We start from the raw sequence: 22,863 nt of genomic DNA, 5'->3' as shown, positions 1-22,863 counted from the left end.
CGATATACTCTCAGCAGGCAATGGTAAATAGATCAATGAGTAGAAACTCGTCTATTCATTAAAAACAGATCTATTAATTGTAAATAAGTCAGTAAACGGCAAATAAACCAATTACAGCTGTTGGTTAACAAAGCTCATCATCTTGTCTACTGACGAGATAACTTTTGAGTTCATTTCGTAAACACGTTGAGCTTCAATCATGTTAACCAGTTCTTCGGTTACGTTTACGTTCGATGTTTCTAGCATCGACTGACGGATGTTACCCAAGCCATCAAAGCCCGGAACGCCCTCTTGCGGATCGCCACTTGCGCCCGTTGGTAAGTAAAGGTTTTGACCGACTGGCTCTAAACCACCTGGGTTTACGAAGTCAGTAATGGTGATTTGGCCAACCACGACGTTGTTTTGCTCACCACGTAGACGAACCGATACTTCACCATCGTTACCAACCGTCACCGAAATCGCATCTTCAGGAATAACGATTTCTGGTTGCAAAGCATAACCTTGACCCGAAGTTACGATCGCGCCATCACCGTTCAATGTGAATTGACCATTTCGGCTGTAGCCTGTTTCACCGTCTGGCATTTCCACTTGGAAGAAGCCATCACCTTCGATCATCATATCCAAGCTGTTCGATGTCGTTTGTGCGTTACCGTGAGTGTGAACTTTTTGAGTTGCTACAACTTTAGAACCAGCACCCAACATCAAACCACTTGGCAGCTCAGTATTCTGAGAAGATTGGCCACCCGGCTGATTGATATTCTGATAGAACAAATCTTCAAATACCGCACGACTCTTTTTAAAGCCAATGGTTGAGGCGTTGGCAAGGTTGTTTGAAATTGTTGAGATATTGGTTTGTTGGGCGTCTAAACCTGTTTTACTTACCCATAATGCTGGATGCATAGCAAATTCCTTTAAATTCTATTAGCTCATACGAAGCAGTGAATCAGACGACTTGTCCATTTCCTCTGCTGTGCTCATCATCTTGACCTGCATTTCGAATTGACGTTGTAAGTCAATTAGGCTGGTCATTTCACCGACAGCATTTACGTTACTGCCTTCGATGGCACCTTTTAGCAACGTTACCGCTGCATCTGCTTCGTATGCCTGATCTGGGTTTTTCGAACGGAATAGACCATTCGTGTCTTTAAATAAGCTTTGATTATCTGGACGCACAAGTTTGATACGGTCGACAATCGCTAATTCTTCAGCTGGAGCGCCTTGAGGAATCACCGAAATGGTACCGTCTGTGCCGATTTCTACTTTACTGATAGGAATAGGTAGTGTGATAGGTGCGTCGTTCTCGCCTAACACCAAATGACCGCTTGCGTTGGTTAACAAACCGTTTTGATCAACCTTTAGGTTACCGTTACGTGTTAAACCTTCACGGCCCGTGTTGTCCATTACCGAAATCCAGCCATCACCTTGTATCGTGACATCGAGATCGCGGCCAGTGGTGACCACACTACCTTGTGCGAAATTATGACCCGGACGTTCTGTCATGCTGAAAACACGAGTAGGCATGCCTTCACCGTACGCTTGCATTGAACGTGCTTGTGCTAAATCAGCACGGAAACCCGTTGTACTTACGTTGGCAAGGTTGTTAGCACGTAGCTGCAAAGCTTGCATATTTTGCTTAGCGCCACTCATGGCAAGAAACAGTGCGCGATCCATAATTTTGCTCCAAAAATCATCTTCTGGGGCTAATAAAGCAAACACTGTGCCAATATTTTTAACTGTTATTTATCAATAATTTAAATAGAAAAACGACTAAGAAGAGGGATCGCAAAAGGATCATTGAGGAAGAATTGTTGCCAGTGGCATTACCGTGCGGCAATAGGGGCGGCAAATAGAAAAGCAAACTGCCATATCAAATTCACCAACAATACCCAATTCAATAACATTGAATTGGGTATTCGCAGATGATTCAAACGCTCGAAACGATTAACGAATCTGAAGAATATTCTGTTGCAGTTGGTTGTGCACTTCTAAAGAACGCGAGTTCGCTTGGAAGTTACGTTGAGCAGAAATCAAATCAACCAGTTCTTGAGTCATATCGATGTTCGACTGCTCTAGCGAGCCGTTGTTGATGCTACCAAATGAACCTTTGTTCGATTCACCCCAGATTTTAGAACCTGAGTCATTAGTAGAATCCCACTGAGTGCCGCCTTTCTTATCTAGACCTTGCTCATTTGGTACACGAACCAAGCCTACACGGCCAAGCATCACGTTTTCACCATTTGAGTAAGTACCTAAAACACTGCCGTACTCATCGAAATCGATTTTGGTTAAGAAACCTGTTGTCGCGCCATCTTCATCGAACTTAGTGAGTTCAAATGGAGCAGCAAACTGAGTTGACGAATCTAGACCAAACTTAAGCACTTGCGTTGGATCAGCACCGTTCAGATCAATTGGGTTCGCTCCAGCACCTAGTGCTTCAGAGTTAATTGGCTGGCCATTGTTAAGGCTCGCCAACGTACCGTCATTGTTGAACTTCATGGTGTGACCAACATGACCTTGTGCATTTGTCGCATCACCACCAGTAATGTTGACCGGCTTTTCACCGTTCTCATCTGACATGGTGTAGTACGTCTGCCAAGTGTTTGGTTGAGTCTGATCTTTGAGGTAGTAAGTCGTTAACTTGTAAGACTGACCCATAGAATCGTATACCGTCGAAGACGTTGCACGGTTATAGGTATCAGCATCTTTGAAGTTAAATGCAGCCGGGTCTTTAAGATCACCGTTTGCAGGAAGGTTAACCCCTACTTCAATGTTTTCTGTCTGTTTTGGCTTACCAAACTCAGCAGGAATGTCGAGTGGCTTTGGTGCGTAAGAAAGAACTTCACCCGAGTTTGGATCAACATCGTAACCTAAAAGAAACTCATCGTTAGCAGTAACCATGTAGTTGTCTTTGTTTAGGTGAAATGCACCATTACGCGTTAGTTCATTGATCTCCGGTACCATACGGTCTTTCGATACTGCAAAGAAACCTGTACCACTTACACGTAAGTCCATTGGGTTGTTAGTATAAATACTTGAACCTTCATGGAACTGTTGCGCCACTTGGCTAGCTTGCGCACCGCCACCTGCCGTCGTTTTTGCGTTAGTGAATAACGAACTTGAGTAAACATCGCCAAACTCCGCACGAGACTCTTTAAAGCCGAATGTGTTTGCGTTCGCAATGTTGTTACTGGTTGTATTCAGGTCTAGTTGTGCAGCGGATAGACCGCTTAAAGCTACATATGACATTCCAATATTCTCCTAATCTCTCTAGCTAGCATAATCACTCTTTTAAAGCGTTACGCTTTACCAACTTCTAGTACTTCAGCAAGTCGTACTGGCGATGTGAAACCAGCCAGATTGAGTAGTACGTTGCCATCACCCTTACCAAGAAGCACACTGTTCACGTTCGCATAGCTCGACACTTGGAACTCTGTGTTCTCGCCATCCAGTAAACCCGACGCTTTCACGTTGTATTTACCAGCCGGCAATGGGTTACCGTCTTCGTCTTTTCCGTCCCATTCAACACGTGTGTCGCCTGATGGTTTAGAGCCGATATCAAAAGTGCGAACCAATTGGCCAACTTCGTTCTCAACACGAACAATTACATTGTCCATTGCTTGAGGAAGCTTAACCATGGACGCCATACCGCCATCACCGGGTTTCACACCTGCCGCACCAGGAACCAATACATCGCGGCCAACCAAAGAGGAAGCCTGCAGTGCTTGGTTAGAAGTCATTGATGAATTCAAGCTTTCAAACTGTGTATTCATTTTGCCAATGCCATCTACGGTCGCAAATGAAGCCATTTGCGCAATCATCTGGTCATTGCTAACCGGCTTAAAAGGGTCTTGTTGGGCTAATTGCTTAGTCAACAAAGATAAGAAGTCTTCTTGTTTAAGATCCTGCTTACCTGTTGTTTCGTCGGGCTTTTTAGCGCCATCTTGAAGACTCTTCAGCTGGTCAACATAGGACAAGCCGCTTTGACCAACATTGTTGTTGATTCCAGCCATGTGCTACCTCCTTATCCTTATTGACCCATCTGCAGCGTACGCAGCAGCATTTGTTTACTCGAGTCAGCAACCTGCACGTTTGTTTGGTACGCACGTGATGCCGAAATCATGTTTGCCATTTCTTCCATAACGTTCACGTTAGGCTTGTAGATATAGCCTTCGTTGTTCGCTAATGGGTGATCCGGGTTGTACTCCGCGCTCAGCGGCTTATCGCTTTCCACAATACCTAATACTTTCACAGGCACAGTGTGACCACTGTTGCGTGCTTTATTTAACTCAGCGCCGAACACTGCGTGACGAGCCTTGTAAGTTTCTTCAGCAGAACTACTTACACTGTCCGCGTTTGCAAGGTTGCTCGAGGTCGTATTTAGACGAACAGATTCAGCACTCATCGCAGAACCAGTCACATTGAATACATTGAATAAACTCATCTAATTATTCCCCTTTAATCGCTTTAGTTAAATTCTTGAACTTACTTCCTAAGAAGTCGAGAGAGGCTTGATGCCTAATTTGGTTTTGCATGAAAAGGTTTCTTTCCAAATCCAAATCAACCGTGTTGCCATCTCCTGTATCAGGCTGGGTAGGAATTCGATACTTCGTTTCCCCGTTCACCGTTGTTGAGGCAGAAATGTGCCGACCATCTGTACGGCTAAGACCAATGCTTGCCCCAGAACTTGCCGCTTGCAGTGATTTCTTAAAGTCTAATCCTTTTGCTTTATACCCAGGCGTGTTGGCTTGCGCGATATTGGTGGAAAGCACCTCAGCGTTACGCTCACGTACACCAACCGTGTGTTGGTGAATGCCCAAAGCATTGTCAAAAGAAATAGCCATGTAAACCTCAACTCAAGAACTGACTGTTATGAGATAACCAAAGCAATATATATACCAACTTTTAAAACAAAGCAGGACATCAATACTTTTACAGGTTACTCGTGGGTAAACTTGCAATATACAAGCCAAAAAATAGAGTAAATTGGAATGTCACTCTGACTTAAAGATATAGCTTCAGCGGAAAAAAGAAAACCCAGCACTGGGCTGGGTTTTGAAATTAGACAGTAACGTTACACCTTATGCGGTGCCAGCAATTACTTTAGTTTGTAGATAATGCCAGGGTTACAACGAACCATTTCAAAACGGTCAGTTAAACCTGTTAACGATTCTGAAGCACCCAATAGTAGATAGCCACCAGGGTTTAGGCTGTTTGCCATTTGGTTCAGTACCTTCGCCTTCATGTCAGGCGAGAAGTAAATCAATACGTTACGACAAAAAATGATGTCGAACTTACCGAGTAAGGCATAGCTGTCCATCAAGTTCTGCGGACGGAAATTGACCATACGCTTCACATTATCTTTAACTTTCATGCGGCCATCACCCGCATCTTCAAAGAAGGTACGGCGACGTTCAGGAGAAAGGCCTCGACCCAGCGCTAGATTGTCATAAGCGCCTTTACGACACATATCCAACATACTCGCTGAGATATCTGTTCCCGTGATCGACACGTTTGGCAACATACCCGGCTTGCGTGCTTGAGTTTCAAGAATCGTCATTGCCATTGAGTATGCTTCTTGGCCTGAAGAGCTTGCCGCAGACCAAATCTTAATAGGACGTTTATTTGCCGCTATTTCCGGTAGAAGCTTATCCGCAAGTACAGCAAACGGGTAAGTATCTCGGAACCAAAGTGTCTCGTTCGTCGTCATAGCATCCACTGCTGCCACTCTCAACTCACGGTTTCGACCTGTTACTACATCTCTCAACAAATCAGATAACGACGCTAAATTAAACTTCGTTACTAATGGGCTTAGGCGGCTGCGCACTAAGTACTGCTTGCTATCACCTAATACAATGCCACATTGAGATTCTAAGAAACGGCTGAAATCGCGATACTCTTGATCACTTATTGTTATAGCAGTCATTAATGTCTCTTTTAGTTAGTTAACGCAGCTTTAACCGCTGCACCAAGCTCATCAGGGTTGAATTTCGCGATGAAGGAGTTAGCCCCTACACGCTCAACCATGGCTTGGTTAAATACACCACTCAATGATGAGTGTAAAATTACGTATAAATCTTTTAGCTCTGCATGACGGCGAATCTCGGCAGTCAGTGTATAACCGTCCATTTCAGGCATTTCGATATCCGAGATCACCAATGAAATTTGATCGTAAATACTGCCTTCTGATGACATCTGCACCAGCTTTTCATAGGCTTCTTTACCATCTTTCACTGAAATAACTTCAAAACCGATCGACTCGATCGCACGCTGAACCTGCTTACGAGCAACCGTAGAGTCATCAGCAATCAATATACGGCGAACTAATGGTTTCTCTTGTTCAACTTTCGCAATGTCTTCAGCAATCTTGCTGTCCATGGTTTCATCAACAGGCGAAATTTCAGCAAGGATCTTTTCAACATCAAGAATCTCTACCAATTCATTGTCAATGTTGGTTACCGCTGTCAGGTAGTTCGCTCTACCTGCGCCATCTGGCGGCGGAAGAATCGATTCCCAGTGCATGTTAATAATGCGCTCTACTGAACTGACCAAGAAACCTTGAATGGTTCGGTTAAACTCAGAGATAACCACAAAACACTTTTCAACATCCGTTGTAGGACGGCCACCAATCGCTAAGCTCAAATCGATCACAGAGATCGTTTGGCCACGAATGTGTGCTACACCTTTAACTAGTGGGTTCAAGTTTGGCATCTTTGTCAGCTTAGGGCATTGAAGCACTTCTTTTACTTTAAAGACATTTATGCCGTAACGCTGACGCCCCATTAGGCGAAAGGTTAGTAATTCTAATCGGTTTTGACCGACGAGTTGCGTACGCTGATTCACTGAATCAAGAATACCCGTCATGAGCTCATCTCCATATCAAACTTTTTTGGATAAAAAGTGTTAGTCTACTGCAGGCTACGAACTACCAGAGAAACAGAATGACGCATCGTAAAACAAATCTGCCTCCTTTTTCTATAGCAATGTGTAGAGCTACTTTTAAAACTGTCGCTAAGTTTATCGGCATTTTGTCAATATTGTTTAGTTTTTTTATACAAGCTGCGACTCCAGAACAAATTGAAATGATTCAGTCTGCGGCGGAACAACACATCTTCGAGAACATTGAGCAGCCTCAAGGTGGCGAACTCCTTGTTAATGCAGCAAATATCGACTCAAGAGTAAAAGCAACAGATTGCCCAATCCCTCTTGAAACCAGTGCTTCAACTACCACTAATACCCGCAGTAGCATTACGGTTTTAGTGCAATGTATACCGGATGAGTGGCGGATTTACGTGCCTGTTCGACTTTCAATGTCGGTACCACTCGTTACCACCACCCGTTCTTTAGCCAGAGGCGAGATCGTCGGTCAATACGATGTCACCACCGCCATGATTTCGCTTAACAAGTTTCGTCGTCAAGGTTTCACCGCTCCACAACAAGTGATTGGTGCAAAAGTGAAGAAGAACATGCGACCCGGTGATGTTGTTGAACGAGGTGATATCTGTGTCGTGTGCCGAAACGAGAAGGTTATCATACAGGCAGTAAAAGGTGGCATGACCATTACCACCAAAGGTACTGCGTTAACTGATGGCTCGATGGGCGATCAAGTAAGAGTGAAAAATGACAAATCTCAGCGTATAATCGAAGGTATTGTTACCAACATGTCTGAAGTCACGGTTTACTTTTAACGCTTTACTTCTAAATGGGTGGTAATCGTTAGTGATTTTACTCTCAATTCTAACGCTGAATATTACGGCTGTAGTGTTTTGCCCCTTTTCGACTATTGGGTTAAAAATTGCTAAAGTAATCGAACCCTTGGTCGATATTGACTGTACAGGTTCCCATTTTTGAAGAAAAAGGCTTAACTATGGCAGGCATCGATAATATTCGTTCAGGGCAGACCCTAACGACCACAAACCGATCAGCAGCGCGCTCTGATTCTAGCTCTCAGGCATCACGTTCTGATGTTGCAGCTAAATCACCGACAAGCAAAGACGCGGTTTCACTGAGTCAACAAAGCAAAGCAATTGGCCAGCTCCAACAAGATATGGCAGCACAACCAAGCTTTGACACGGTAAAAGTCGCAGCGATCAAAGAAGCGATTGCGAACGGTTCATACACGGTCGACCCAGAAAAACTGGCTGACAACATGATCAAGTTCGAGAATGAATTAAAAGGTCTTTAAGCGATAGATTCTTAGTTCAAGCTATCTCCACTTAAAGAGCACTAAGGTTTTAGTAGGATAACGTTATGGCGGCACTAGCAGATTTAGTTAATTTCCAACTTCAAAATGCCAAAGCCCTATCTGATCTATTAGATTCAGAGAAAACCGCTATTACTAGCCGAAAATCGACCGACATTGAACGCATCGCTAAAGAGAAAGTTGTCTTAGTTGAACAATTAAGAACAACCGATCAACGAATCGAAGCGCATAGCAATATCTCCGAACTGACCGAGAACCCTGATCTAGCTCAGTTAGTTAAAACCATCAAATCTGTTGTGTACGATTGCCATCAAGCGAACCTGGTTAATGGTGAAGCCTTGAATCGAGCACACCTCAGCTTTAAAAAACTCAGTAATATGATGCAGCAAAGCCACGGAAAGATCGGCATGACCTACAATGCCGGTGGTCAAACGCATACGATTTCTACACTTGGCACCAACGTTAAAGCCTAACCAAGCCACCAGCTACTTCTCTATTCTCTATTCTCTATTCTCTAGCCAGTACCGTAATTCAACCTACGTCCTTCGCAACACCAATCCTTAACCTCCGACTCGACTTATCTTTCGTACCAAGCCTAGATCCCGCACCCAACCTGTAAATACAAAAAAGCGGCAAGTATTTTCATACTTGCCGCTTTTACATTCACTGTCGTTATTTATTGCCGCCCTGCCATCTGGAAAGCGAGGGCCACTTATACAACTCGTCGGTCATATAACTTAAATGGTTATAAAGACTAGAACAGCGTTTGTTGTCTCTTCTCTGGTACAGCCTGAACTTCACCGTAATTACGCAGTTGTTCCATCTTACGGATATCTAACTGAAGCTCCGTCACGTAACTATCGCCCACAGGGTAACTGCGCACCACTTCCGCACCACGAATAACGCCGTCGACAGCACCTGTCGTTCGTTCGGTACCCAAGCGCTGATCTGATAATTCAGCTCGGCCACTCACTCGCATGCCATACACTTGCTCAGCAAGTTCACGGTAAGCATCAATTTTAGATGCTCGCATAGCACGGATACGTTTTTCTTCGTCGTTACGGCCTGATTGCTCACTGATACTTGCGTAACCAACAGCAACCAAGAAGTCGTCTGGTCGCATACTTTGCAATGGCTGGCAGCCAACAAGCAGTAAGGCAGCAACAACAAATATTAACTTCTTCATCACGAACTCCTAAGGGCGAAGAATAACAGTGTATGGCTGAGTCATCGTTGGATCAGAACGAATGATAACGCCATCTTGAGTTCGAATACTGTTCAGAGTATCTAGGTCACGACCAATACGGTCTGCAGGCAAGAAGCCTTGCGCAGAAGCAACCACAATGCGGGTTTGCATACCCACCACGCGAGCATTCACAAGCACACCGCCCTCTTGGCGTAGCATCGTACCTGTTAGCACGTATTGCACGTCTTGTTCCTGCGCGAGGTCTTTCCAATCACGGCTTAACGCAAAGTCACCTTGGTGAGTCACTTGGATAGAGCCTGTTGTTTTGAAATCGACGACCTTAAAGCCACGACGCTGAAACTGGTGAATGAAGCCTTCTGAAACTGAATTACCTAGCCAGTTTGTTGTGTCCATATGCTGCAGGTCAACGAACGAAGTGATAGCAATTGGCGTTCTCGCTGAAATACTCGTATTCGAAATGATCAGATCTTCAGTCATACTTTCCACGAAAAAATCCATGGTATGACGAGGGCTGTCCATCAACATAAACTGACTACCTGAATACTCAGACTTGCCGTTATAGATGGGCGAATAAGCACATGATGTCATCAACATGACACTCATTACTACGAGCCAGTTTTTCATTCTCTTATCTCCAGATATATTTAGTGCTACCTGTTCCAATATGTTCTCACCATTATTCTTTTCAATGGATTACAATGTTGGAACAGTCTTTGCTTTTCATTAATGGTTCAGATTAAGAAAAACGCACTTAAGTCAGCTTCAAGCTTATAGTTATTTGTTAAGCAATATTTATACCCAACTGGTAACGAATAGATGAAAAAAATAATATCTTACTTATTTTCAATAAGTTCACTGATAACCATAAGCTTCAGTGCTCATGCCTCTTGGTATGAAGTTACCGGTACAGCAGCCATCGTATCGTCGGAAGAAAGTGCACGAATCCACGCGCTGGAAGACGCTGTATATAAAGCGGTGCAGTTCTCAGGTGCTGATATTGGTAGTATCTCCAACCTCACGCCCTATCTAGATTCGAATAAAAAAGAATTTCAATTTACTAACCATGAAGTTCGCTACATCTTGGTTCAGAAAGAGAAAACTCGCGGTGGCAATTTAATGCTCACCGCAAGGATCGACATCTATCCTTCGGCAAATGCTTGCCATGAGAGCCAATACAAAAAGACATTTCTCGTCGGTAATATTGATGTCACCTCCCCGCAGCAAGCCGTTATGGGCCGAATCTATAACATTGGTGATGACTTCAGCCATGTTGTAGACCGACAATTAGCGCAAGAATCTCGCAGTTTCGTTTCTGTGGGCACGACCGACTTCGACATTGATAAACGCCAGCCAGAAGTCATTAAAATGATTGCTCAAGATACGGGGGCGCAATACATCATTGGTGGCGACATTACCGACTTAACCGCAACGATTGAATCTAAGCTGTTGAAGGACGATGTTATCAACCGACAATTTGCGTTAGAGATGCAAGTCTTTGACGGTAAGACGGGTCATCAGGTTTACAACCGCAGCTATCGTGAAGTAGCTAAGTGGCCATTTGCTAAGACCAGTGAAGTCGACACTCGCAGCGCTCGCTTCTGGGCATCGACCTACGGCAGTATGATGCTGCGCGTCAGTCGTAATATTATGTTGGACTTAGAATCTGAAGTGTCTTGTAAGATCACCCTTCCTGAGGTTGCCGCGGTATTTGGCAATACGGTGACCATTGACTTAGGACGAATGCATGGCGTTCAGAAAGGTGACAAACTGCAACTGTGGCACACAGGTTCGTTTATCGACCAACGAGGTTTACCGCGTAACAAGGTATCTCAAAGTGATATCACGCTGACGGTTTCTCGTGTTTATGAAAATGAAGCCGAACTCACGATTGATCAACCTAGCCTGGCTGGAAGCATTCAAATTGGTGATGTGATGCAGAAAATCATGTAGTTAGCGTCACTCTCGCTTCATAGTTTCTAATAAAGCCTTAGCACTTTTGTTAAGGCTTTATTTTTTTCATGATGATTAGTTTCGGTTTTAACGTATTTGTCGTAACCTTATTAATAACATAATCATCATTTAGCAAACTATGAGCCAGAATAATCTAATTGGTGCGACCGGTTATCGATTTATATCGAAAGGCCAAACCGCTTTTAAAATCCACATCCATACTCCTGAAGATACGGTGTTACATCGTTCTGTCGGTTTTGTTCGTATGGGTGAAGACAAAGCACTAAAGAAAACCATCAAGTTGAGAGATGAACTTGGCAGAAAGCTCTGGGGAAAGTTTTGGCCAAAAGTCCTTAGAGAGCCCTACCTGATGACACGTTTGCCGCACAGTTTAGAACCTAAAATAGTATTCAAACCAAACCCTACTCAGACAGATCCTGAACATAGAGATGAATGCTACATTGCTAAGTGGCGCGTATTCTCTGAAAGTGGTGAGTACAAATACAAAACCAAAGTATGTTCTATAAGGAAGCACGGTCGACTCGCCGCCTACAGCCAGACCAAACGAGCGCTCCTTGAGGCCCACAAAGACGTGATTGAGCTGCTTATCTTTATGGGACGACTGAATAGCATCGACCTGAAGTAGTATCGACCTCAGTAGAGCGAATGAGCTGAGAATCAGCTTGCCATATTTATCAGATACAAAAACAGCCGCATCGCGGCTGTTTTGATTTATAGACTAGTCATCGTGGTGCTTCATGTGGCTACACCCTAAATCGACCACCTAGCTTCGGCATATCTCTGCCAGTGTCGTCAATCGACGCTTTGACTCTTTCACATAAGGATTGGTTTGATCCCATGCGTAGCCAGCCAAAATTGAGCACACCATTTGCTTAATCTTCGGGTTGGGATCTTGATAGAAAATCACATCCTGCAAGGTACCTGAGTACCACCCTTCAACATACGTTCTAAAGGTATTCACGCCAACCATCAGCGGATCCGCATAATCACGGTCCCAATCAACCTTCTCACCATTGAGCTGCTTTTCCACGCACTCAACCGCAAACTGAGCCGACTTCATCGCAATTGTCACGCCTGATGAAAACACAGGATCAAGGAACTCACCGGCATTGCCTAATAGCGCGTATTTGTCTGTTGCAAGGTGTTTTACGTTGGCAGAATAACCACCGATCTCGCCCGCAGGGTTCGGATACTCAGCATTTGCCAGTATCTCAGCCAAACCCGGCTCTTCTGTTGCCAGTTGCTTAATCGCGGCAATCTTGTCTTCTGGGTATGATTCAAAGAACTTAGGCTCCCCGACAATACCAAACGAAGACACACCGTTACTAAACGGGATCAACCAATACCAAACATCAGGGTTGGTTGGGTGCACCGAGATTAAAATTTTGTTGCGGTCATATTCAAGGTCTGTCTCCGTCGCTGAAATATGATCGTTAATGTGCGTAAAAATAGCTTTGCGTGGAGGAAGCAATGATGGCTCTTCTAAATCAAGCATCTTCGGTAACACGCGACCAAAGCCACTGCCATCCAGCACGTATTGCGCTTCTAGCTGATAGCGTTCTCCATCAAGCACTTGTACGTCTAAAATGGTGCTGTCTTCAGTAAAGTCAATACCTATCAACTCATGTTGATAATCAATGGCAACACCTTGCGCCTCGGCAGTGTCTGCTAACACCTTATCAAAGGCGCCTCGTTGAACCTGAAACGTGGTTCCCGGCCCAGCAGAGAACTTATCTTCAAAATTAAACGCGGTGTACACGCCATTTTTACGAAAAGCAGCTCCATCTTTAAATTGGAAATTAGCGTCAGCCACCGCTTCGCTCATCCCAGCTTGTTCAATCACTTCCATACAAGCAGGTAATAGACTTTCACCAATAGAAAAGCGCGGGAAAAGGCTCTTTTCAATCACTCGAACATCGATGCCTTTTTTATGAAGCAAAGACGCGGCAATAGACCCTGATGGCCCAGCTCCGATGATCACTACTTGAGTTGACAGTTTTTTCATTAATTTAAGCCATGTTTGTTATTTTTTATTGCGCGCCAGCTTTCAATTCAAGAAGCGTATGACCAAGGCCGATATCGTCGGTACGGGTCACCACTTCAAAACCAGCTTCTTCAACGATCTCTAAAAAATCTTCACTGCGATAAAAACGGCTGTTGCCATTGGCCAAGCAAGTGAAGTAAAGAGAGGTCGCGTTTAAGCTATAAGAAGCCGCATCGTATTTCTGTGCATCCCAAAACAGTTCAAGGATATAGACCGTCGCCTCTTCTGACATATGAGAGCGAACACGCTTTAATATGCTCAGAATTTCCATTGGCGAGAAGCAATCAAGGAACTGGCTCATCCACCATACATCCGCGCCTGTCGGCAACGCTTGTTGTTTATCGAGCATGTTGGCTGGGAATGGCGTCACTCGATCTTGATGGCCATGTTGTGTCGCGTTGGCCATTGCCATTTCGAGTTGTTGTGGCAAGTCGACAATCGTTATCTCAACATCTGAGTCGTGATTGCAACACTGCATCGCCCACTTACCCGTGTTACCGCCGATATCCACCAGCGATTTAGGTTTCTTACTGAAGACCTTCTCAAGTAAAACAGGGAAAGAACGATCTGAATAGAAGTGATCAAACTTGAACCAGCTCTCTTTTGCTTTCTCTGGCAGTTGAGATAAGCCTTGGTAAATAGTTTCCCAGTCACCCAGCTCTTTCAAACCCGCTGGTGTACCCTCTTCAATCGCTTCAGTTAGATGCATCATCGCGGCGTAACAAACATCGGCAGTAAAATCCATGTTTGCGTTAGTCATGCCATCATGCAAAAGATAGAAACCAAGGTTGGCCATTTTGTAGTTAGGCTTTTCCCACGTAACAATATGAGCACTCAACGCCATATCGAGTAACACTTTCACGCCGTACTCAGATACGCCGGTTATTTCAGAGATAGACTCAGCTGGTAAACCATCGTTACCCGCACCATCTAAGGCTTTTAAAATACCTAAATCACGAAGTGTACGAGCAGTGTGAAAAACAATTGGAGCGAAAGACAACTTTTGCGCTTCTGTTTTTGCTTCTAATGCATTGAATGGATCTAATTTATATTCCGACACGAAAAACCTAACTTTAAAATAATAGAGGGTTACTCAGCAGCCATTTGTGCAAGCTTACGTTTAATATCAACGTTTAAGTTATTAACCCAACGGTTGTAATTACGGTGTATTTCACCATCGTCATACTTCAAATTCTCTGATTCAACGTAAAGAATAGAGTAAAACTTGTCACTATAAGGAATTTCAACCACCGCATGGTGTGAACGAACATACAGTTCCGCACGAATCAAACCAGGCTTTATTTCTGAAACCAACCAGCCTCGATTCTCAGCCGACTCATAAATAGCTGATTTCACCTGTTTGCTTTGAAGATTAAGTGCAACTGGAGTATCCTCAACATTCATTACAGGTTGGACACGTCCACACCCTGCAAGAACGAATATGAATAACATTGAAACGGCTATTTTTAGTAATTTCATTTAAATTCCTTATCTGTGTTTATTTATAAGCACGCGTAGTATTTAGTTAGACCCAAAGCAAATCAATACTCTATGTCAAATCAATCCCAATTAATGTCGTTTAATATTGAAAAATGGTCTGCAAATTCTGCGGGGCTCAATTCTGATGCCGAATGGCAAACATGGAGCAAGAATTTAGATTGGCCACAAGATGGCTCAACTGAATTTAAAGCTATCCCGCCGATGATGCGCCGCCGAATGAGCCTGCAAAGTAAGCTTGCCGTCCAAACCGCATTAACGCTATTAAAAGACACCTCGATTGATTATCTGGTTTTTGCCAGCCGACATGGTGAGCTACACCGAACCGCCACATTGATCCAGTCGATACTCGAAGGTGACGATGCCTCTCCAATGGCGTTCTCACAGTCGGTACATAATACCGCAGCGGGCCTAACCACCATTGCCGCAAAAGCACCGATTCCACTGACCTCAATCGCCGCAGGGCACGATACTTTCCATAACGCGCTGATTGAAGCTTATCTTTACCTTCACCAATACCCATCGCATCGTGTCTTAGTCATCGACTTTGACCAACCGCTGCCTGAGCTTTATCAAGAATACGAAACTCAGCACTATGCCGATTATGCTCTAGGTTTAGTGATCACAGCAGGTAATGAATACTCAATTTCGAGAACAACCACCAGCAGCTCAATAGCTAGCGACAGGTCAACGACTGATTTGCCACAAGGTCTACAAACACTACAACATATTCTACTGGGTGCGCAGCGCTGGGCGATTACAGGCAAACACCAAGCTTGGTCGTGGGTAAACAACGCGAAACCTGGAACTCAAGAATGAGTAAGGTCGACCAATATTGGCGAGTGTTCGCGACAGGGCTTTGCTTCACCATATTCGGTTTAGGTGGCTTAGTTCTCAGCTTTTTGATCTTGCCGTCGATCGCGCTCACCACATCAAACACCATTCAAAGAGAGCTTAAAGCTCAACGACTAATTCGCTTCTCATTCAATGCATTTTGCCAGATCATGAAGTTCACTGGTGCGATTGATTATCGAATTGATGGTGCCGAACTACTGCGCGAAGATCGCAACTGCATCATCGTCGCTAATCACCCAAGCTTGATTGACTATGTGCTGATCGCCTCTCAACTACCTCAATGTGATTGCCTCGTCAAAGCGGCAATATGGGAAAACCCGTTTATGAAGAGGATTGTTAAAGCGGCGGGTTACATACCCAATCAAGCACCTGACGATCTTTTAGAACGTTGTGAAGAACGCTTTTCACGTGGCAATGTACTGCTGGTTTTTCCAGAAGGCACTCGCACAACGCCGGGAATTGAACCATCCTTACAACGTGGTGCGGCACAAATTGCCACTCGAACACAAACCGATTTACGCGTGATTCATATTACGGTTTCTCCGACATTCTTAACGAAAGAGAAAAAATGGTATCAAGTTCCTGCTACGAAACCCTTTTTTCATATCGCGGTGAAAGGTAAAATAGAAGTCGCACCATTTATTGAGAATGCAAATAACTTAACTTCGGCAGCAAGACGCCTTAATCATCATCTTGCACATACTATTTTCCCTTCCGAAGAAAACATTTAGCAAATCAATAAGAAACAGGCGATATCAGCATTTCGAAAATACATCGCATAATGTAGAATCGCCCCCTTAAAGCAGCATTTAGATAAAGCATTAAGTAGGCCAAAGTGGAAACATTACACAACGAACTGAAACAACTGATCATCGACGCATTGAACCTTGAAGACATGAGCATTGATGAAATTGAAACGGAAGCTCCACTATTTGGTGATGGACTTGGACTAGATTCTATTGATGCACTTGAGCTTGGCCTTGCTATCAAGAAAAAGTACAACATTGTTATCGATGCCGATGATTCAAACACTCGACAGCACTTCTCGTCGGTTGAAAATCTAGCGAATTACATCTCTTCTCAAACGAACAACTAGACAGATCTTTATGACACAAGCTAACCAACAAGAAGTATACAACCAGGTTAAAGATGCGCTTATTGAGCTGTTTGAGCTTGATGCTGAAGATATCACTCCTGAAGCACACCTTTATCTCGATCTAGACCTAGACAGCATTGATGCCGTTGATTTGGTCGTTCACTTACAGAACGTCACAGGTAAGAAGATCAAGCCTGAAGAGTTCAAAGCAGTACGCACCGTTAATGACGTTGTGGAGTCTGTGGTTGAACTATTGAAGGACGCATAATGCGTCCTCTGCTGACTTTACTGTCGGCAATCATACTTTTCACTTATCCAATAGCGGTTTACTTTGGACTCAACAAGTTTGGCCTACAAACCGTTGGTATCGTCTTAGCCGCTATCTTTGCTGTCCGCATTTTCACTGGCGGTCAGGCTAAAATCAAAGAGCTAAAACACTTAGCTTGGATCAGTGGTAGTGCCGGAATTGTTCTGCTGGCACTAGGATTAACCTTCAAGCAGCATGGGTGGTTAACCTATTATCCCGTCATCGTTAATGTTTGTATGTTGGCTGTATTCGCTTCAAGCCTATGGCAACCTCAAACGATTATCGAGCGCCTTGCTCGTCTCCAAGAGCCTGAACTTCCGCAAAGTGGCGTTGATTACACACGAAAAGTCACCAAAGTTTGGTGCCTGTTCTTTGTTATCAATGGCTCTATCGCTCTTTACACCTGCTTCCAACCTCTTGAAATATGGACCCTATACAATGGCTTACTCAGCTATGTATTCGCCGGGTTACTTTTTGCAGGAGAGTGGGTAGTAAGACAGCGCATTCGTCAGAGTTAAATTGTTATGACCCAAACCGTCTCTTACACTTCCTTGTCTGAACTTCTCAGTCAGAACAGATCGCCTGATTCTATTGTCTGCTTTGACGATAATAGCGAGATTACGTGGCAAACATTTAACGACGACTTATCTCGACTCGTACACCTTTTATCTTCATCCCCTTTTCAACGAGTCGCGATTTGTACCCAAGACAGCTACCTATTTTCGGTGGCCTTTTTAGCGTGCGCAGTCAGCCGCAAACACATCATTTTGCCAGGTAACTATCAACCTTGTGCGCTTGCCGAGCTGAGTGAACATTTTGACTGTCTGTTGGTTGATGAAGCGATTGGTGCAGTGGAAGTAAGTGAAGTTCGCAATATCCAAACCTTATTAGACACCGAAACACGAGAGCCTCTAACCGATAATCTTCCCGCCATTGATTTAGCAGCAATCCCATTGACCCTATTTACTTCAGGTTCAAGCGGTACGCCGAAGGCAATCAATAAAACACTAGAACATCTAGATATTGAAACAGCTCAGCTAGATAAGAACTGGGGAGAGTTGATCAAAGGTAATCGAGTTCACAGCACGGTTTCGCATCAACATATCTATGGTTTGCTGTTTAGAATCTTATGGCCACTATGCTCTGGTGTTCCATTTGCTCGAAGCAACCTTGAGTACCCTGAGCAGATCCTTTCTCACGCCAATAAAAACTGTGTGCTGATCAGCAGCCCAGCTCTACTCAAACGGTTAAAGCACGAGACCAATACCGCGCAGCTTACTGGTGTGTTCTCTTCAGGTGGACCGTTACCCACTGAATCGGCTCACCAATCACAGAATCTGCTTGGTCATTTACCTATTGAGGTTTTTGGCAGCACAGAAACTGGTGGCATCGCATTTCGCCAGCAAGAAAGCGCTCAAACACCTTGGCAACTTTTTGACTGTATTGAGGCAAGTCTCAACAGTGAGAATTGCATTAAGTTATTGTCGCCCTACATCGATAACAATAACTGGTATCAAACCGCAGACGAGTGCGAAATGGTCTCGGATAATCAGTTTATATTGAAAGGCCGAACCGACCGAGTGATCAAGATAGAAGAAAAACGAGTATCACTGGTTGAAGTCGAAAAGCGACTTGAGCAACTGCCTTGGATAAGTGAATGTGTCGTCATTCCATTTGAAGAACCGGAGCGCTTAATCTTGGCGTCGGTTTTGGTATTATCAGAGGAAGGCCAAGCGAAACTCGCCACCATGAGTAAAGGTAAATTCTGGTTGATGCTGCGTTCAGAACTTAGAAAATGGTTAGAACCGATCGCTATCCCAAGAAAATATCGCATTGTTGATGAGATTCCACTCAACAGCCAAGGTAAGCGACTAACCTCTCATATCGAACAGCTAATAAAATCATAGAAACCGCTGATCGTATTTTACACTGAGATTATCTTTTTATATTTTTGTCAGAACACCCATTTTCAGCCCAAGGATTCTAAGCACACGCTATGGATAAGAGAAAACCAAACGTCATTGCTGTTGACACTGCAGAGAAAGAATCGACCCTGACACTCCATATTGCTGGTGACATCACCGATTTTAAGGGGCACTTCAAGAGCTTTCCTATCCTTCCGGGTGTTACACAGATTGATTGGGCACTTCACTACGCAGTCCAAGAACTGAGTGTCCCTGGTTTCTTTAAAGGCATGGAAGTCATCAAATTCCAAGAACCGATCCTGCCAAACTCGACCATTCAGTTGTCATTAAAGTGGGACGCTGACAAAGACAAACTGAGCTTTAGTTACACCTCAAACAACGGCGAACAGATTCACTCTTCAGGCAAAATGAAGCTGGGAGAGAAAAGTGAATAGCGCTCCCATCGAGGCTGTTTCTCAACAAAATCTAAAAGAAAGCAGCTACAAAGCTTGCTTCCTAATCCCGTGCTTTAACCACGGTGCAACCATGCCTGCTGTGGTGTCGTCACTCCATCACTTTGAGTTGCCGATCATCATCGTCGACGATGGCAGTGAACTCACCACAAAACAGTTTCTGACTCCGCTTGCCGACAGCCCAAATGTGACTTTGGTGACGCTCGAGCAAAACCAAGGCAAAGGCGGCGCGGTAAAAGCAGGTATCAAAAAAGCGCAAGAACTCGGCTTTAGTCATGCCATTCAAATTGATGCTGACGGACAGCATGACTTAGACGCCCTACCCGCGTTAATTCAAGCGTCACAAGCTAAGCCACAACGTCTGATATCAGGCCAGCCTGTCTATGACGACAGTGTTCCTAAAGCTAGGCTCTACGGGCGCTACGCGACACATATTTGGGTATGGATAGAAACACTGTCTCTGTCGATTAAAGACAGCATGTGTGGCTTCAGAGCGTATCCAATCGATAAGACGCAAACCGTATTGAATAAATACGATGTCGGTTCGAGAATGGACTTCGATATCGAGATTCTGGTTCGCTTGTATTGGGAAGGCTGCGATATTGATTTCGTTGAAACACGCGTTATATACCCAGAAAACGGCATATCTCATTTCGATGCGCTGTGGGATAACGTAAAAATCAGCTGGATGCACACGAGACTGTTCTTCGGCATGCTGCCAAGAGCACCAAAATTGATTGCTCGCCATTTCAAGTCCGATTCTGTTAAAAGTGGGCAAAACCAAGATTCATCGGCTGAATCAAACAAGAACGAGTCAGAACAACCCCATTGGTCTCGCACTCAAGAACGCGGCACTGTACTGGGCATCAAACTGTTATTGGCTGTTTATACCTTGTTAGGCCGAGGCGTATTTAATCTTATTTTGCGCGGTGTGATGCGTTACTACCATCTAACGGGTAAGCGTGCGCGAAACGCTTCTGAGCAATACTTGTTTCAACTAAAGGCGTACGCAGAGCAACAGAACATAGAGTTACCCACCGAGTTAACCAGCTATAACCATCTACTCTCGTTTGGCCATACTATGCTCGACAAGTTAGCGGCATGGAAAGGCGATTTCTCGGTAGATAACTTGACGATTCATGGCCAAGACCAATTTGAAAGCATGGTGGAAAACCAACAAGGTGTGCTGATTCTAGGGTCTCACCTTGGCAATATCGAACTGTGCCGCGCTTTAGGTCGCAGACACTCGAACATCAAAATCAATGCGCTGGTATTCACAGAGCACGCTGAACGTTTTAATTCAGTGATGAAAGCAGTCAACCCGCAGTCTGATTTAAACCTGATTCAGGTAACTTCAATGGGGCCAGATACGGCTATCTTGTTACAGCAGAAGTTGGAGCAAGGCGAGTGGATTGTGATTGTTGGCGATAGAACCTCCACCAGCAAAGAGAGCCGTTCCGTATGGGCTGAGTTCTTAGGTAAGGAAGCACCCTTCCCTCAAGGGCCATTTATGTTAGCCTCGGTTCTCAAAGCGCCAGTATTCCTATTATTTGGGCTACGTGACGACTCACAATCTAAGCCGCATTTTAATGTCTATTTCGAGCATTTTAGCGACAAGATAGAACTACCAAGAAAGACTCGCGAACAATCTTTACAGCAAGTCGTGCAAAAATACGCAAATCGACTTGAGCACTACACACTGAAAGCACCGCTTCAGTGGTACAACTTTTTTAATTTTTGGACATTGAGCAAGCACCATGACGAAAAAGAATCCAAATAGCATCACCTTTGGTGCCGAACGCCTCACGATTGAGGATGTTGTCGCTATCTCACAAGGCGCAAAAGCCTCGATGAACTCAAGTGAAGCATTCACATCAAAAATCGACCGTGGTGTCGCTTTTTTGGAACGCCTATTGAAAGAAGAAGGCGTGATCTATGGTGTGACAACGGGCTACGGTGACTCATGTACCGTTGCAATTCCGCCAAACCTTGTTGATGAATTACCATTGCATCTAACGCGCTTTCACGGCTGTGGTTTAGGCGAAATACTGTCTCACGAACAATCTCGTGCGGTATTAGCAACGCGCCTTTGTTCTTTATCGCAAGGTGTCTCTGGTGTGACTCACGATTTGCTCAACCAGATAGTTACTCTGATCAACCAAGATATATCACCGCGTATTCCTCAAGAAGGATCGGTTGGCGCCAGTGGCGATTTAACGCCGCTGTCTTATCTGGCGGCTGCACTGATTGGTGAGCGCGATGTTATCTACAAAGGCGAAGTTCGCCCTACTAGTGACGTCTACAAAGAGCTAGGGATTAACCCTATCAAGCTTAAGCCAAAAGAGGGCTTAGCATTGATGAATGGTACTTCTGTGATGACGGCTTTGGCTTGTATCGCCTACAAACGTGCGGAATATCTAGCGCAGCTATCAACTAAGATCACAGCTATGGTATCTGTGGGTATGCAAGGCAACGACTTCCACTTCGATGAAGCGCTATTTGCTGTTAAACCACACCCAGGCCAGCAGCAAGTTGCTGCATGGCTACGTGATGACTTACAAGCGGATCGTCCGCCACGTAATAGTGATCGCCTACAAGATCGTTACTCACTGCGTTGTGCACCGCACGTTATCGGTGTCGTTCAAGACTCTCTGCCTTGGCTACGCCAAATGATTGAGAACGAACTCAACAGCGCTAACGATAACCCAATTATCGATGGCGACAATGAGCGCGTACTGCACGGTGGACACTTCTATGGTGGCCATATCGCAATGGCAATGGATACACTAAAAACAGCGGTAGCCAACCTTGCAGACCTACTTGATCGCCAAATGGCACAGCTAATGGATTACAAGTTCAACAACGGCTTACCATTTAACCTAACGGGTGCTGAAGGCGAACGTAAACCAATCAACCACGGTTTCAAAGCGGTACAGATTGGCGTTTCAGCTTGGACAGCAGAAGCATTGAAACACACCATGCCAGCAAGCGTGTTCTCTCGTTCAACCGAGTGTCACAACCAAGACAAAGTCAGTATGGGCACCATTGCAGCTCGTGACTGCTTACGCGTTCTTGAACTGACTGAACAAGTAGCGGCAGCGTCACTTCTGGCAGGTACACAAGCGCTTGAGCTTCGTAAACGCCACAATGAGCTTGATGAGCACCACATGAGTGAAAACCTAAAGCACATTCGCGACGAAGTACTCAAAGAGTTTGAATTTATCGTTGAAGATCGACCACTTGAAGGCGATCTACGCCACTTCATTGCTCGTATTCAAAGTCAGCACTGGTCACTTTACTCATAGAGTA

General features: G+C 44.6%; 27 protein-coding genes. 14 read left to right on the top strand and 13 right to left on the bottom strand.

The genetic code is table 11. From position 1 onward, the window contains the following. Positions 1-111: 111 nt before the first annotated feature. The 8 genes from flgG to AC3CKG_RS03845 all read right to left on the bottom strand — a co-directional run bounded on the left by flgG (position 112) and on the right by AC3CKG_RS03845 (position 6,861). Positions 112-900 (bottom strand): flagellar basal-body rod protein FlgG, encoded by a 789-nt coding sequence (flgG, locus tag AC3CKG_RS03880; RefSeq protein WP_004736180.1) that lies wholly within the window; start codon positions 898-900, stop codon positions 112-114. Positions 901-921: 21 nt separating this feature from the next. Further along, positions 922-1,671 (bottom strand): flagellar basal body rod protein FlgF, encoded by a 750-nt coding sequence (locus tag AC3CKG_RS03875; protein WP_004736179.1) that lies wholly within the window; start codon positions 1,669-1,671, stop codon positions 922-924. A gap of 270 nt (positions 1,672-1,941) precedes the next feature. Beyond that, positions 1,942-3,246 carry a flagellar hook protein FlgE gene (gene flgE / locus AC3CKG_RS03870; protein WP_017076830.1) on the bottom strand — a complete coding sequence of 435 codons (1,305 nt, stop codon included), beginning with the start codon at positions 3,244-3,246 and terminating at the stop codon, positions 1,942-1,944. Positions 3,247-3,296: 50 nt separating this feature from the next. After that, the gene (flgD, locus tag AC3CKG_RS03865; RefSeq protein WP_004736177.1) at positions 3,297-4,010 is read right to left on the bottom strand and encodes a flagellar hook assembly protein FlgD; all 714 of its coding nucleotides are present in this window, start codon (positions 4,008-4,010) and stop codon (positions 3,297-3,299) included. A 17-nt stretch (positions 4,011-4,027) separates the two neighbouring features. Next, positions 4,028-4,441, bottom strand: coding sequence for a flagellar basal body rod protein FlgC (flgC, locus tag AC3CKG_RS03860; protein WP_004736176.1), 414 nt, complete (start codon positions 4,439-4,441; stop codon positions 4,028-4,030). Positions 4,442-4,445: 4 nt separating this feature from the next. Beyond that, positions 4,446-4,841 (bottom strand): flagellar basal body rod protein FlgB, encoded by a 396-nt coding sequence (gene flgB, locus AC3CKG_RS03855; protein ID WP_004736175.1) that lies wholly within the window; start codon positions 4,839-4,841, stop codon positions 4,446-4,448. 254 nt (positions 4,842-5,095) lie between these two features. Continuing rightward, positions 5,096-5,923 carry a protein-glutamate O-methyltransferase gene (locus AC3CKG_RS03850; protein ID WP_017110142.1) on the bottom strand — a complete coding sequence of 276 codons (828 nt, stop codon included), beginning with the start codon at positions 5,921-5,923 and terminating at the stop codon, positions 5,096-5,098. An 11-nt stretch (positions 5,924-5,934) separates the two neighbouring features. Further along, a complete protein-coding gene (locus AC3CKG_RS03845) occupies positions 5,935-6,861 on the bottom strand; it encodes a chemotaxis protein CheV (RefSeq protein ID WP_017106345.1) in 927 nt (308 codons plus the stop codon). Positions 6,862-6,938: 77 nt separating this feature from the next. Here AC3CKG_RS03845 and flgA point away from each other — a divergent pair, with 77 nt between their 5' ends. The 3 genes from flgA (at position 6,939) to AC3CKG_RS03830 (ending at position 8,673) form a co-directional block, all read left to right on the top strand. Continuing rightward, positions 6,939-7,685 carry a flagellar basal body P-ring formation chaperone FlgA gene (flgA, locus tag AC3CKG_RS03840; protein ID WP_428781695.1) on the top strand — a complete coding sequence of 249 codons (747 nt, stop codon included), beginning with the start codon at positions 6,939-6,941 and terminating at the stop codon, positions 7,683-7,685. Positions 7,686-7,864: 179 nt separating this feature from the next. Then, the gene (flgM, locus tag AC3CKG_RS03835; RefSeq protein WP_029223448.1) at positions 7,865-8,182 is read left to right on the top strand and encodes a flagellar biosynthesis anti-sigma factor FlgM; all 318 of its coding nucleotides are present in this window, start codon (positions 7,865-7,867) and stop codon (positions 8,180-8,182) included. A 65-nt stretch (positions 8,183-8,247) separates the two neighbouring features. Continuing rightward, complete coding sequence (locus AC3CKG_RS03830; protein WP_017106343.1) at positions 8,248-8,673, top strand: flagella synthesis protein FlgN; 426 nt, start codon at positions 8,248-8,250, stop codon at positions 8,671-8,673. A gap of 281 nt (positions 8,674-8,954) precedes the next feature. Here AC3CKG_RS03830 and flgP read toward each other — a convergent pair whose 3' ends face one another. Both flgP and AC3CKG_RS03820 read right to left on the bottom strand, forming a co-directional pair. Then, on the bottom strand, positions 8,955-9,386 hold the full coding sequence (gene flgP, locus AC3CKG_RS03825; RefSeq protein WP_017106342.1) for a flagellar assembly lipoprotein FlgP: 432 nt from the start codon (positions 9,384-9,386) through the stop codon (positions 8,955-8,957). A 9-nt stretch (positions 9,387-9,395) separates the two neighbouring features. Then, positions 9,396-10,031, bottom strand: coding sequence for a FlgO family outer membrane protein (locus AC3CKG_RS03820; RefSeq protein ID WP_017106341.1), 636 nt, complete (start codon positions 10,029-10,031; stop codon positions 9,396-9,398). Positions 10,032-10,223: 192 nt separating this feature from the next. Between AC3CKG_RS03820 and AC3CKG_RS03815 the strand changes: the two genes are divergently transcribed. Further along, the gene (locus AC3CKG_RS03815; RefSeq protein ID WP_488528834.1) at positions 10,224-11,357 is read left to right on the top strand and encodes a flagellar assembly protein FlgT; all 1,134 of its coding nucleotides are present in this window, start codon (positions 10,224-10,226) and stop codon (positions 11,355-11,357) included. A 139-nt stretch (positions 11,358-11,496) separates the two neighbouring features. Then, the gene (locus tag AC3CKG_RS03810; protein ID WP_004736164.1) at positions 11,497-12,003 is read left to right on the top strand and encodes a hypothetical protein; all 507 of its coding nucleotides are present in this window, start codon (positions 11,497-11,499) and stop codon (positions 12,001-12,003) included. Between the two features lie 138 nt (positions 12,004-12,141). Here AC3CKG_RS03810 and AC3CKG_RS03805 read toward each other — a convergent pair whose 3' ends face one another. Genes AC3CKG_RS03805 through AC3CKG_RS03795 form a run of 3 tightly spaced genes read right to left on the bottom strand, consistent with a single transcriptional unit; the run spans position 12,142 to position 14,901 of the window. Continuing rightward, complete coding sequence (locus AC3CKG_RS03805; RefSeq protein ID WP_488528833.1) at positions 12,142-13,383, bottom strand: NAD(P)/FAD-dependent oxidoreductase; 1,242 nt, start codon at positions 13,381-13,383, stop codon at positions 12,142-12,144. 25 nt (positions 13,384-13,408) lie between these two features. Then, a complete protein-coding gene (locus tag AC3CKG_RS03800; RefSeq protein WP_102340698.1) occupies positions 13,409-14,482 on the bottom strand; it encodes a methyltransferase in 1,074 nt (357 codons plus the stop codon). A gap of 29 nt (positions 14,483-14,511) precedes the next feature. Then, positions 14,512-14,901 carry a hypothetical protein gene (locus tag AC3CKG_RS03795; RefSeq protein WP_019824137.1) on the bottom strand — a complete coding sequence of 130 codons (390 nt, stop codon included), beginning with the start codon at positions 14,899-14,901 and terminating at the stop codon, positions 14,512-14,514. Between the two features lie 72 nt (positions 14,902-14,973). Between AC3CKG_RS03795 and AC3CKG_RS03790 the strand changes: the two genes are divergently transcribed. The 9 genes from AC3CKG_RS03790 (at position 14,974) to AC3CKG_RS03750 (ending at position 22,859) form a co-directional block, all read left to right on the top strand. Further along, positions 14,974-15,738: a beta-ketoacyl synthase chain length factor gene (locus AC3CKG_RS03790; RefSeq protein ID WP_488528832.1), complete on the top strand. Its 765-nt coding sequence runs from the start codon at positions 14,974-14,976 to the stop codon at positions 15,736-15,738. Continuing rightward, positions 15,735-16,505 carry a lysophospholipid acyltransferase family protein gene (locus AC3CKG_RS03785; RefSeq protein WP_054548144.1) on the top strand — a complete coding sequence of 257 codons (771 nt, stop codon included), beginning with the start codon at positions 15,735-15,737 and terminating at the stop codon, positions 16,503-16,505. The genes AC3CKG_RS03790 and AC3CKG_RS03785 overlap by 4 nt, the downstream gene beginning before the upstream one ends. Before the next feature lie 104 nt (positions 16,506-16,609). Then, a complete protein-coding gene (locus AC3CKG_RS03780) occupies positions 16,610-16,870 on the top strand; it encodes a phosphopantetheine-binding protein (RefSeq protein ID WP_017106334.1) in 261 nt (86 codons plus the stop codon). Positions 16,871-16,880: 10 nt separating this feature from the next. Continuing rightward, the gene (locus tag AC3CKG_RS03775; RefSeq protein ID WP_004739745.1) at positions 16,881-17,138 is read left to right on the top strand and encodes an acyl carrier protein; all 258 of its coding nucleotides are present in this window, start codon (positions 16,881-16,883) and stop codon (positions 17,136-17,138) included. Next, a complete protein-coding gene (locus tag AC3CKG_RS03770; RefSeq protein ID WP_017110150.1) occupies positions 17,138-17,695 on the top strand; it encodes a COG4648 family protein in 558 nt (185 codons plus the stop codon). Before AC3CKG_RS03775 ends, AC3CKG_RS03770 begins: the two co-directional genes overlap by 1 nt. Before the next feature lie 6 nt (positions 17,696-17,701). Next, positions 17,702-19,084, top strand: a complete 1,383-nt coding sequence (locus tag AC3CKG_RS03765; protein WP_488528831.1) for an AMP-binding protein — start codon at positions 17,702-17,704, stop codon at positions 19,082-19,084. 89 nt (positions 19,085-19,173) lie between these two features. Next, a complete protein-coding gene (locus AC3CKG_RS03760; protein ID WP_102308190.1) occupies positions 19,174-19,536 on the top strand; it encodes an ApeI family dehydratase in 363 nt (120 codons plus the stop codon). Further along, the gene (locus tag AC3CKG_RS03755) at positions 19,529-21,334 is read left to right on the top strand and encodes a glycosyltransferase family 2 protein (protein WP_488528830.1); all 1,806 of its coding nucleotides are present in this window, start codon (positions 19,529-19,531) and stop codon (positions 21,332-21,334) included. Before AC3CKG_RS03760 ends, AC3CKG_RS03755 begins: the two co-directional genes overlap by 8 nt. Next, complete coding sequence (locus AC3CKG_RS03750; RefSeq protein ID WP_065104919.1) at positions 21,312-22,859, top strand: HAL/PAL/TAL family ammonia-lyase; 1,548 nt, start codon at positions 21,312-21,314, stop codon at positions 22,857-22,859. The genes AC3CKG_RS03755 and AC3CKG_RS03750 overlap by 23 nt, the downstream gene beginning before the upstream one ends. Positions 22,860-22,863: the final 4 nt, after the last annotated feature.

The organism is Vibrio sp. QJM3NY_15 (genome assembly GCF_057785995.1).
Note: the sequence above shows the minus strand (reverse complement) of the source record. Positions and strands in the feature narration are given on the sequence as shown.

What these genes read in the sequence shown, in the direction of transcription:
- flgG (WP_004736180.1), bottom strand. Translation starts at nt 900, where the DNA reads ATGCATCCAGCATTATGGGTAAGTAAAACAGGTTTAGACGCCCAACAA.
- AC3CKG_RS03875 (WP_004736179.1), bottom strand. Translation starts at nt 1,671, where the DNA reads ATGGATCGCGCACTGTTTCTTGCCATGAGTGGCGCTAAGCAAAATATG.
- flgE (WP_017076830.1), bottom strand. Translation starts at nt 3,246, where the DNA reads ATGTCATATGTAGCTTTAAGCGGTCTATCCGCTGCACAACTAGACCTG.
- flgD (WP_004736177.1), bottom strand. Translation starts at nt 4,010, where the DNA reads ATGGCTGGAATCAACAACAATGTTGGTCAAAGCGGCTTGTCCTATGTT.
- flgC (WP_004736176.1), bottom strand. Translation starts at nt 4,441, where the DNA reads ATGAGTTTATTCAATGTATTCAATGTGACTGGTTCTGCGATGAGTGCT.
- flgB (WP_004736175.1), bottom strand. Translation starts at nt 4,841, where the DNA reads ATGGCTATTTCTTTTGACAATGCTTTGGGCATTCACCAACACACGGTT.
- AC3CKG_RS03850 (WP_017110142.1), bottom strand. Translation starts at nt 5,923, where the DNA reads ATGACTGCTATAACAATAAGTGATCAAGAGTATCGCGATTTCAGCCGT.
- AC3CKG_RS03845 (WP_017106345.1), bottom strand. Translation starts at nt 6,861, where the DNA reads ATGACGGGTATTCTTGATTCAGTGAATCAGCGTACGCAACTCGTCGGT.
- flgA (WP_428781695.1), top strand. Translation starts at nt 6,939, where the DNA reads ATGACGCATCGTAAAACAAATCTGCCTCCTTTTTCTATAGCAATGTGT.
- flgM (WP_029223448.1), top strand. Translation starts at nt 7,865, where the DNA reads ATGGCAGGCATCGATAATATTCGTTCAGGGCAGACCCTAACGACCACA.
- AC3CKG_RS03830 (WP_017106343.1), top strand. Translation starts at nt 8,248, where the DNA reads ATGGCGGCACTAGCAGATTTAGTTAATTTCCAACTTCAAAATGCCAAA.
- flgP (WP_017106342.1), bottom strand. Translation starts at nt 9,386, where the DNA reads ATGAAGAAGTTAATATTTGTTGTTGCTGCCTTACTGCTTGTTGGCTGC.
- AC3CKG_RS03820 (WP_017106341.1), bottom strand. Translation starts at nt 10,031, where the DNA reads ATGAAAAACTGGCTCGTAGTAATGAGTGTCATGTTGATGACATCATGT.
- AC3CKG_RS03815 (WP_488528834.1), top strand. Translation starts at nt 10,224, where the DNA reads ATGAAAAAAATAATATCTTACTTATTTTCAATAAGTTCACTGATAACC.
- AC3CKG_RS03810 (WP_004736164.1), top strand. Translation starts at nt 11,497, where the DNA reads ATGAGCCAGAATAATCTAATTGGTGCGACCGGTTATCGATTTATATCG.
- AC3CKG_RS03805 (WP_488528833.1), bottom strand. Translation starts at nt 13,383, where the DNA reads ATGAAAAAACTGTCAACTCAAGTAGTGATCATCGGAGCTGGGCCATCA.
- AC3CKG_RS03795 (WP_019824137.1), bottom strand. Translation starts at nt 14,901, where the DNA reads ATGAAATTACTAAAAATAGCCGTTTCAATGTTATTCATATTCGTTCTT.
- AC3CKG_RS03790 (WP_488528832.1), top strand. Translation starts at nt 14,974, where the DNA reads ATGTCAAATCAATCCCAATTAATGTCGTTTAATATTGAAAAATGGTCT.
- AC3CKG_RS03785 (WP_054548144.1), top strand. Translation starts at nt 15,735, where the DNA reads ATGAGTAAGGTCGACCAATATTGGCGAGTGTTCGCGACAGGGCTTTGC.
- AC3CKG_RS03775 (WP_004739745.1), top strand. Translation starts at nt 16,881, where the DNA reads ATGACACAAGCTAACCAACAAGAAGTATACAACCAGGTTAAAGATGCG.
- AC3CKG_RS03770 (WP_017110150.1), top strand. Translation starts at nt 17,138, where the DNA reads ATGCGTCCTCTGCTGACTTTACTGTCGGCAATCATACTTTTCACTTAT.
- AC3CKG_RS03765 (WP_488528831.1), top strand. Translation starts at nt 17,702, where the DNA reads ATGACCCAAACCGTCTCTTACACTTCCTTGTCTGAACTTCTCAGTCAG.
- AC3CKG_RS03760 (WP_102308190.1), top strand. Translation starts at nt 19,174, where the DNA reads ATGGATAAGAGAAAACCAAACGTCATTGCTGTTGACACTGCAGAGAAA.
- AC3CKG_RS03750 (WP_065104919.1), top strand. Translation starts at nt 21,312, where the DNA reads ATGACGAAAAAGAATCCAAATAGCATCACCTTTGGTGCCGAACGCCTC.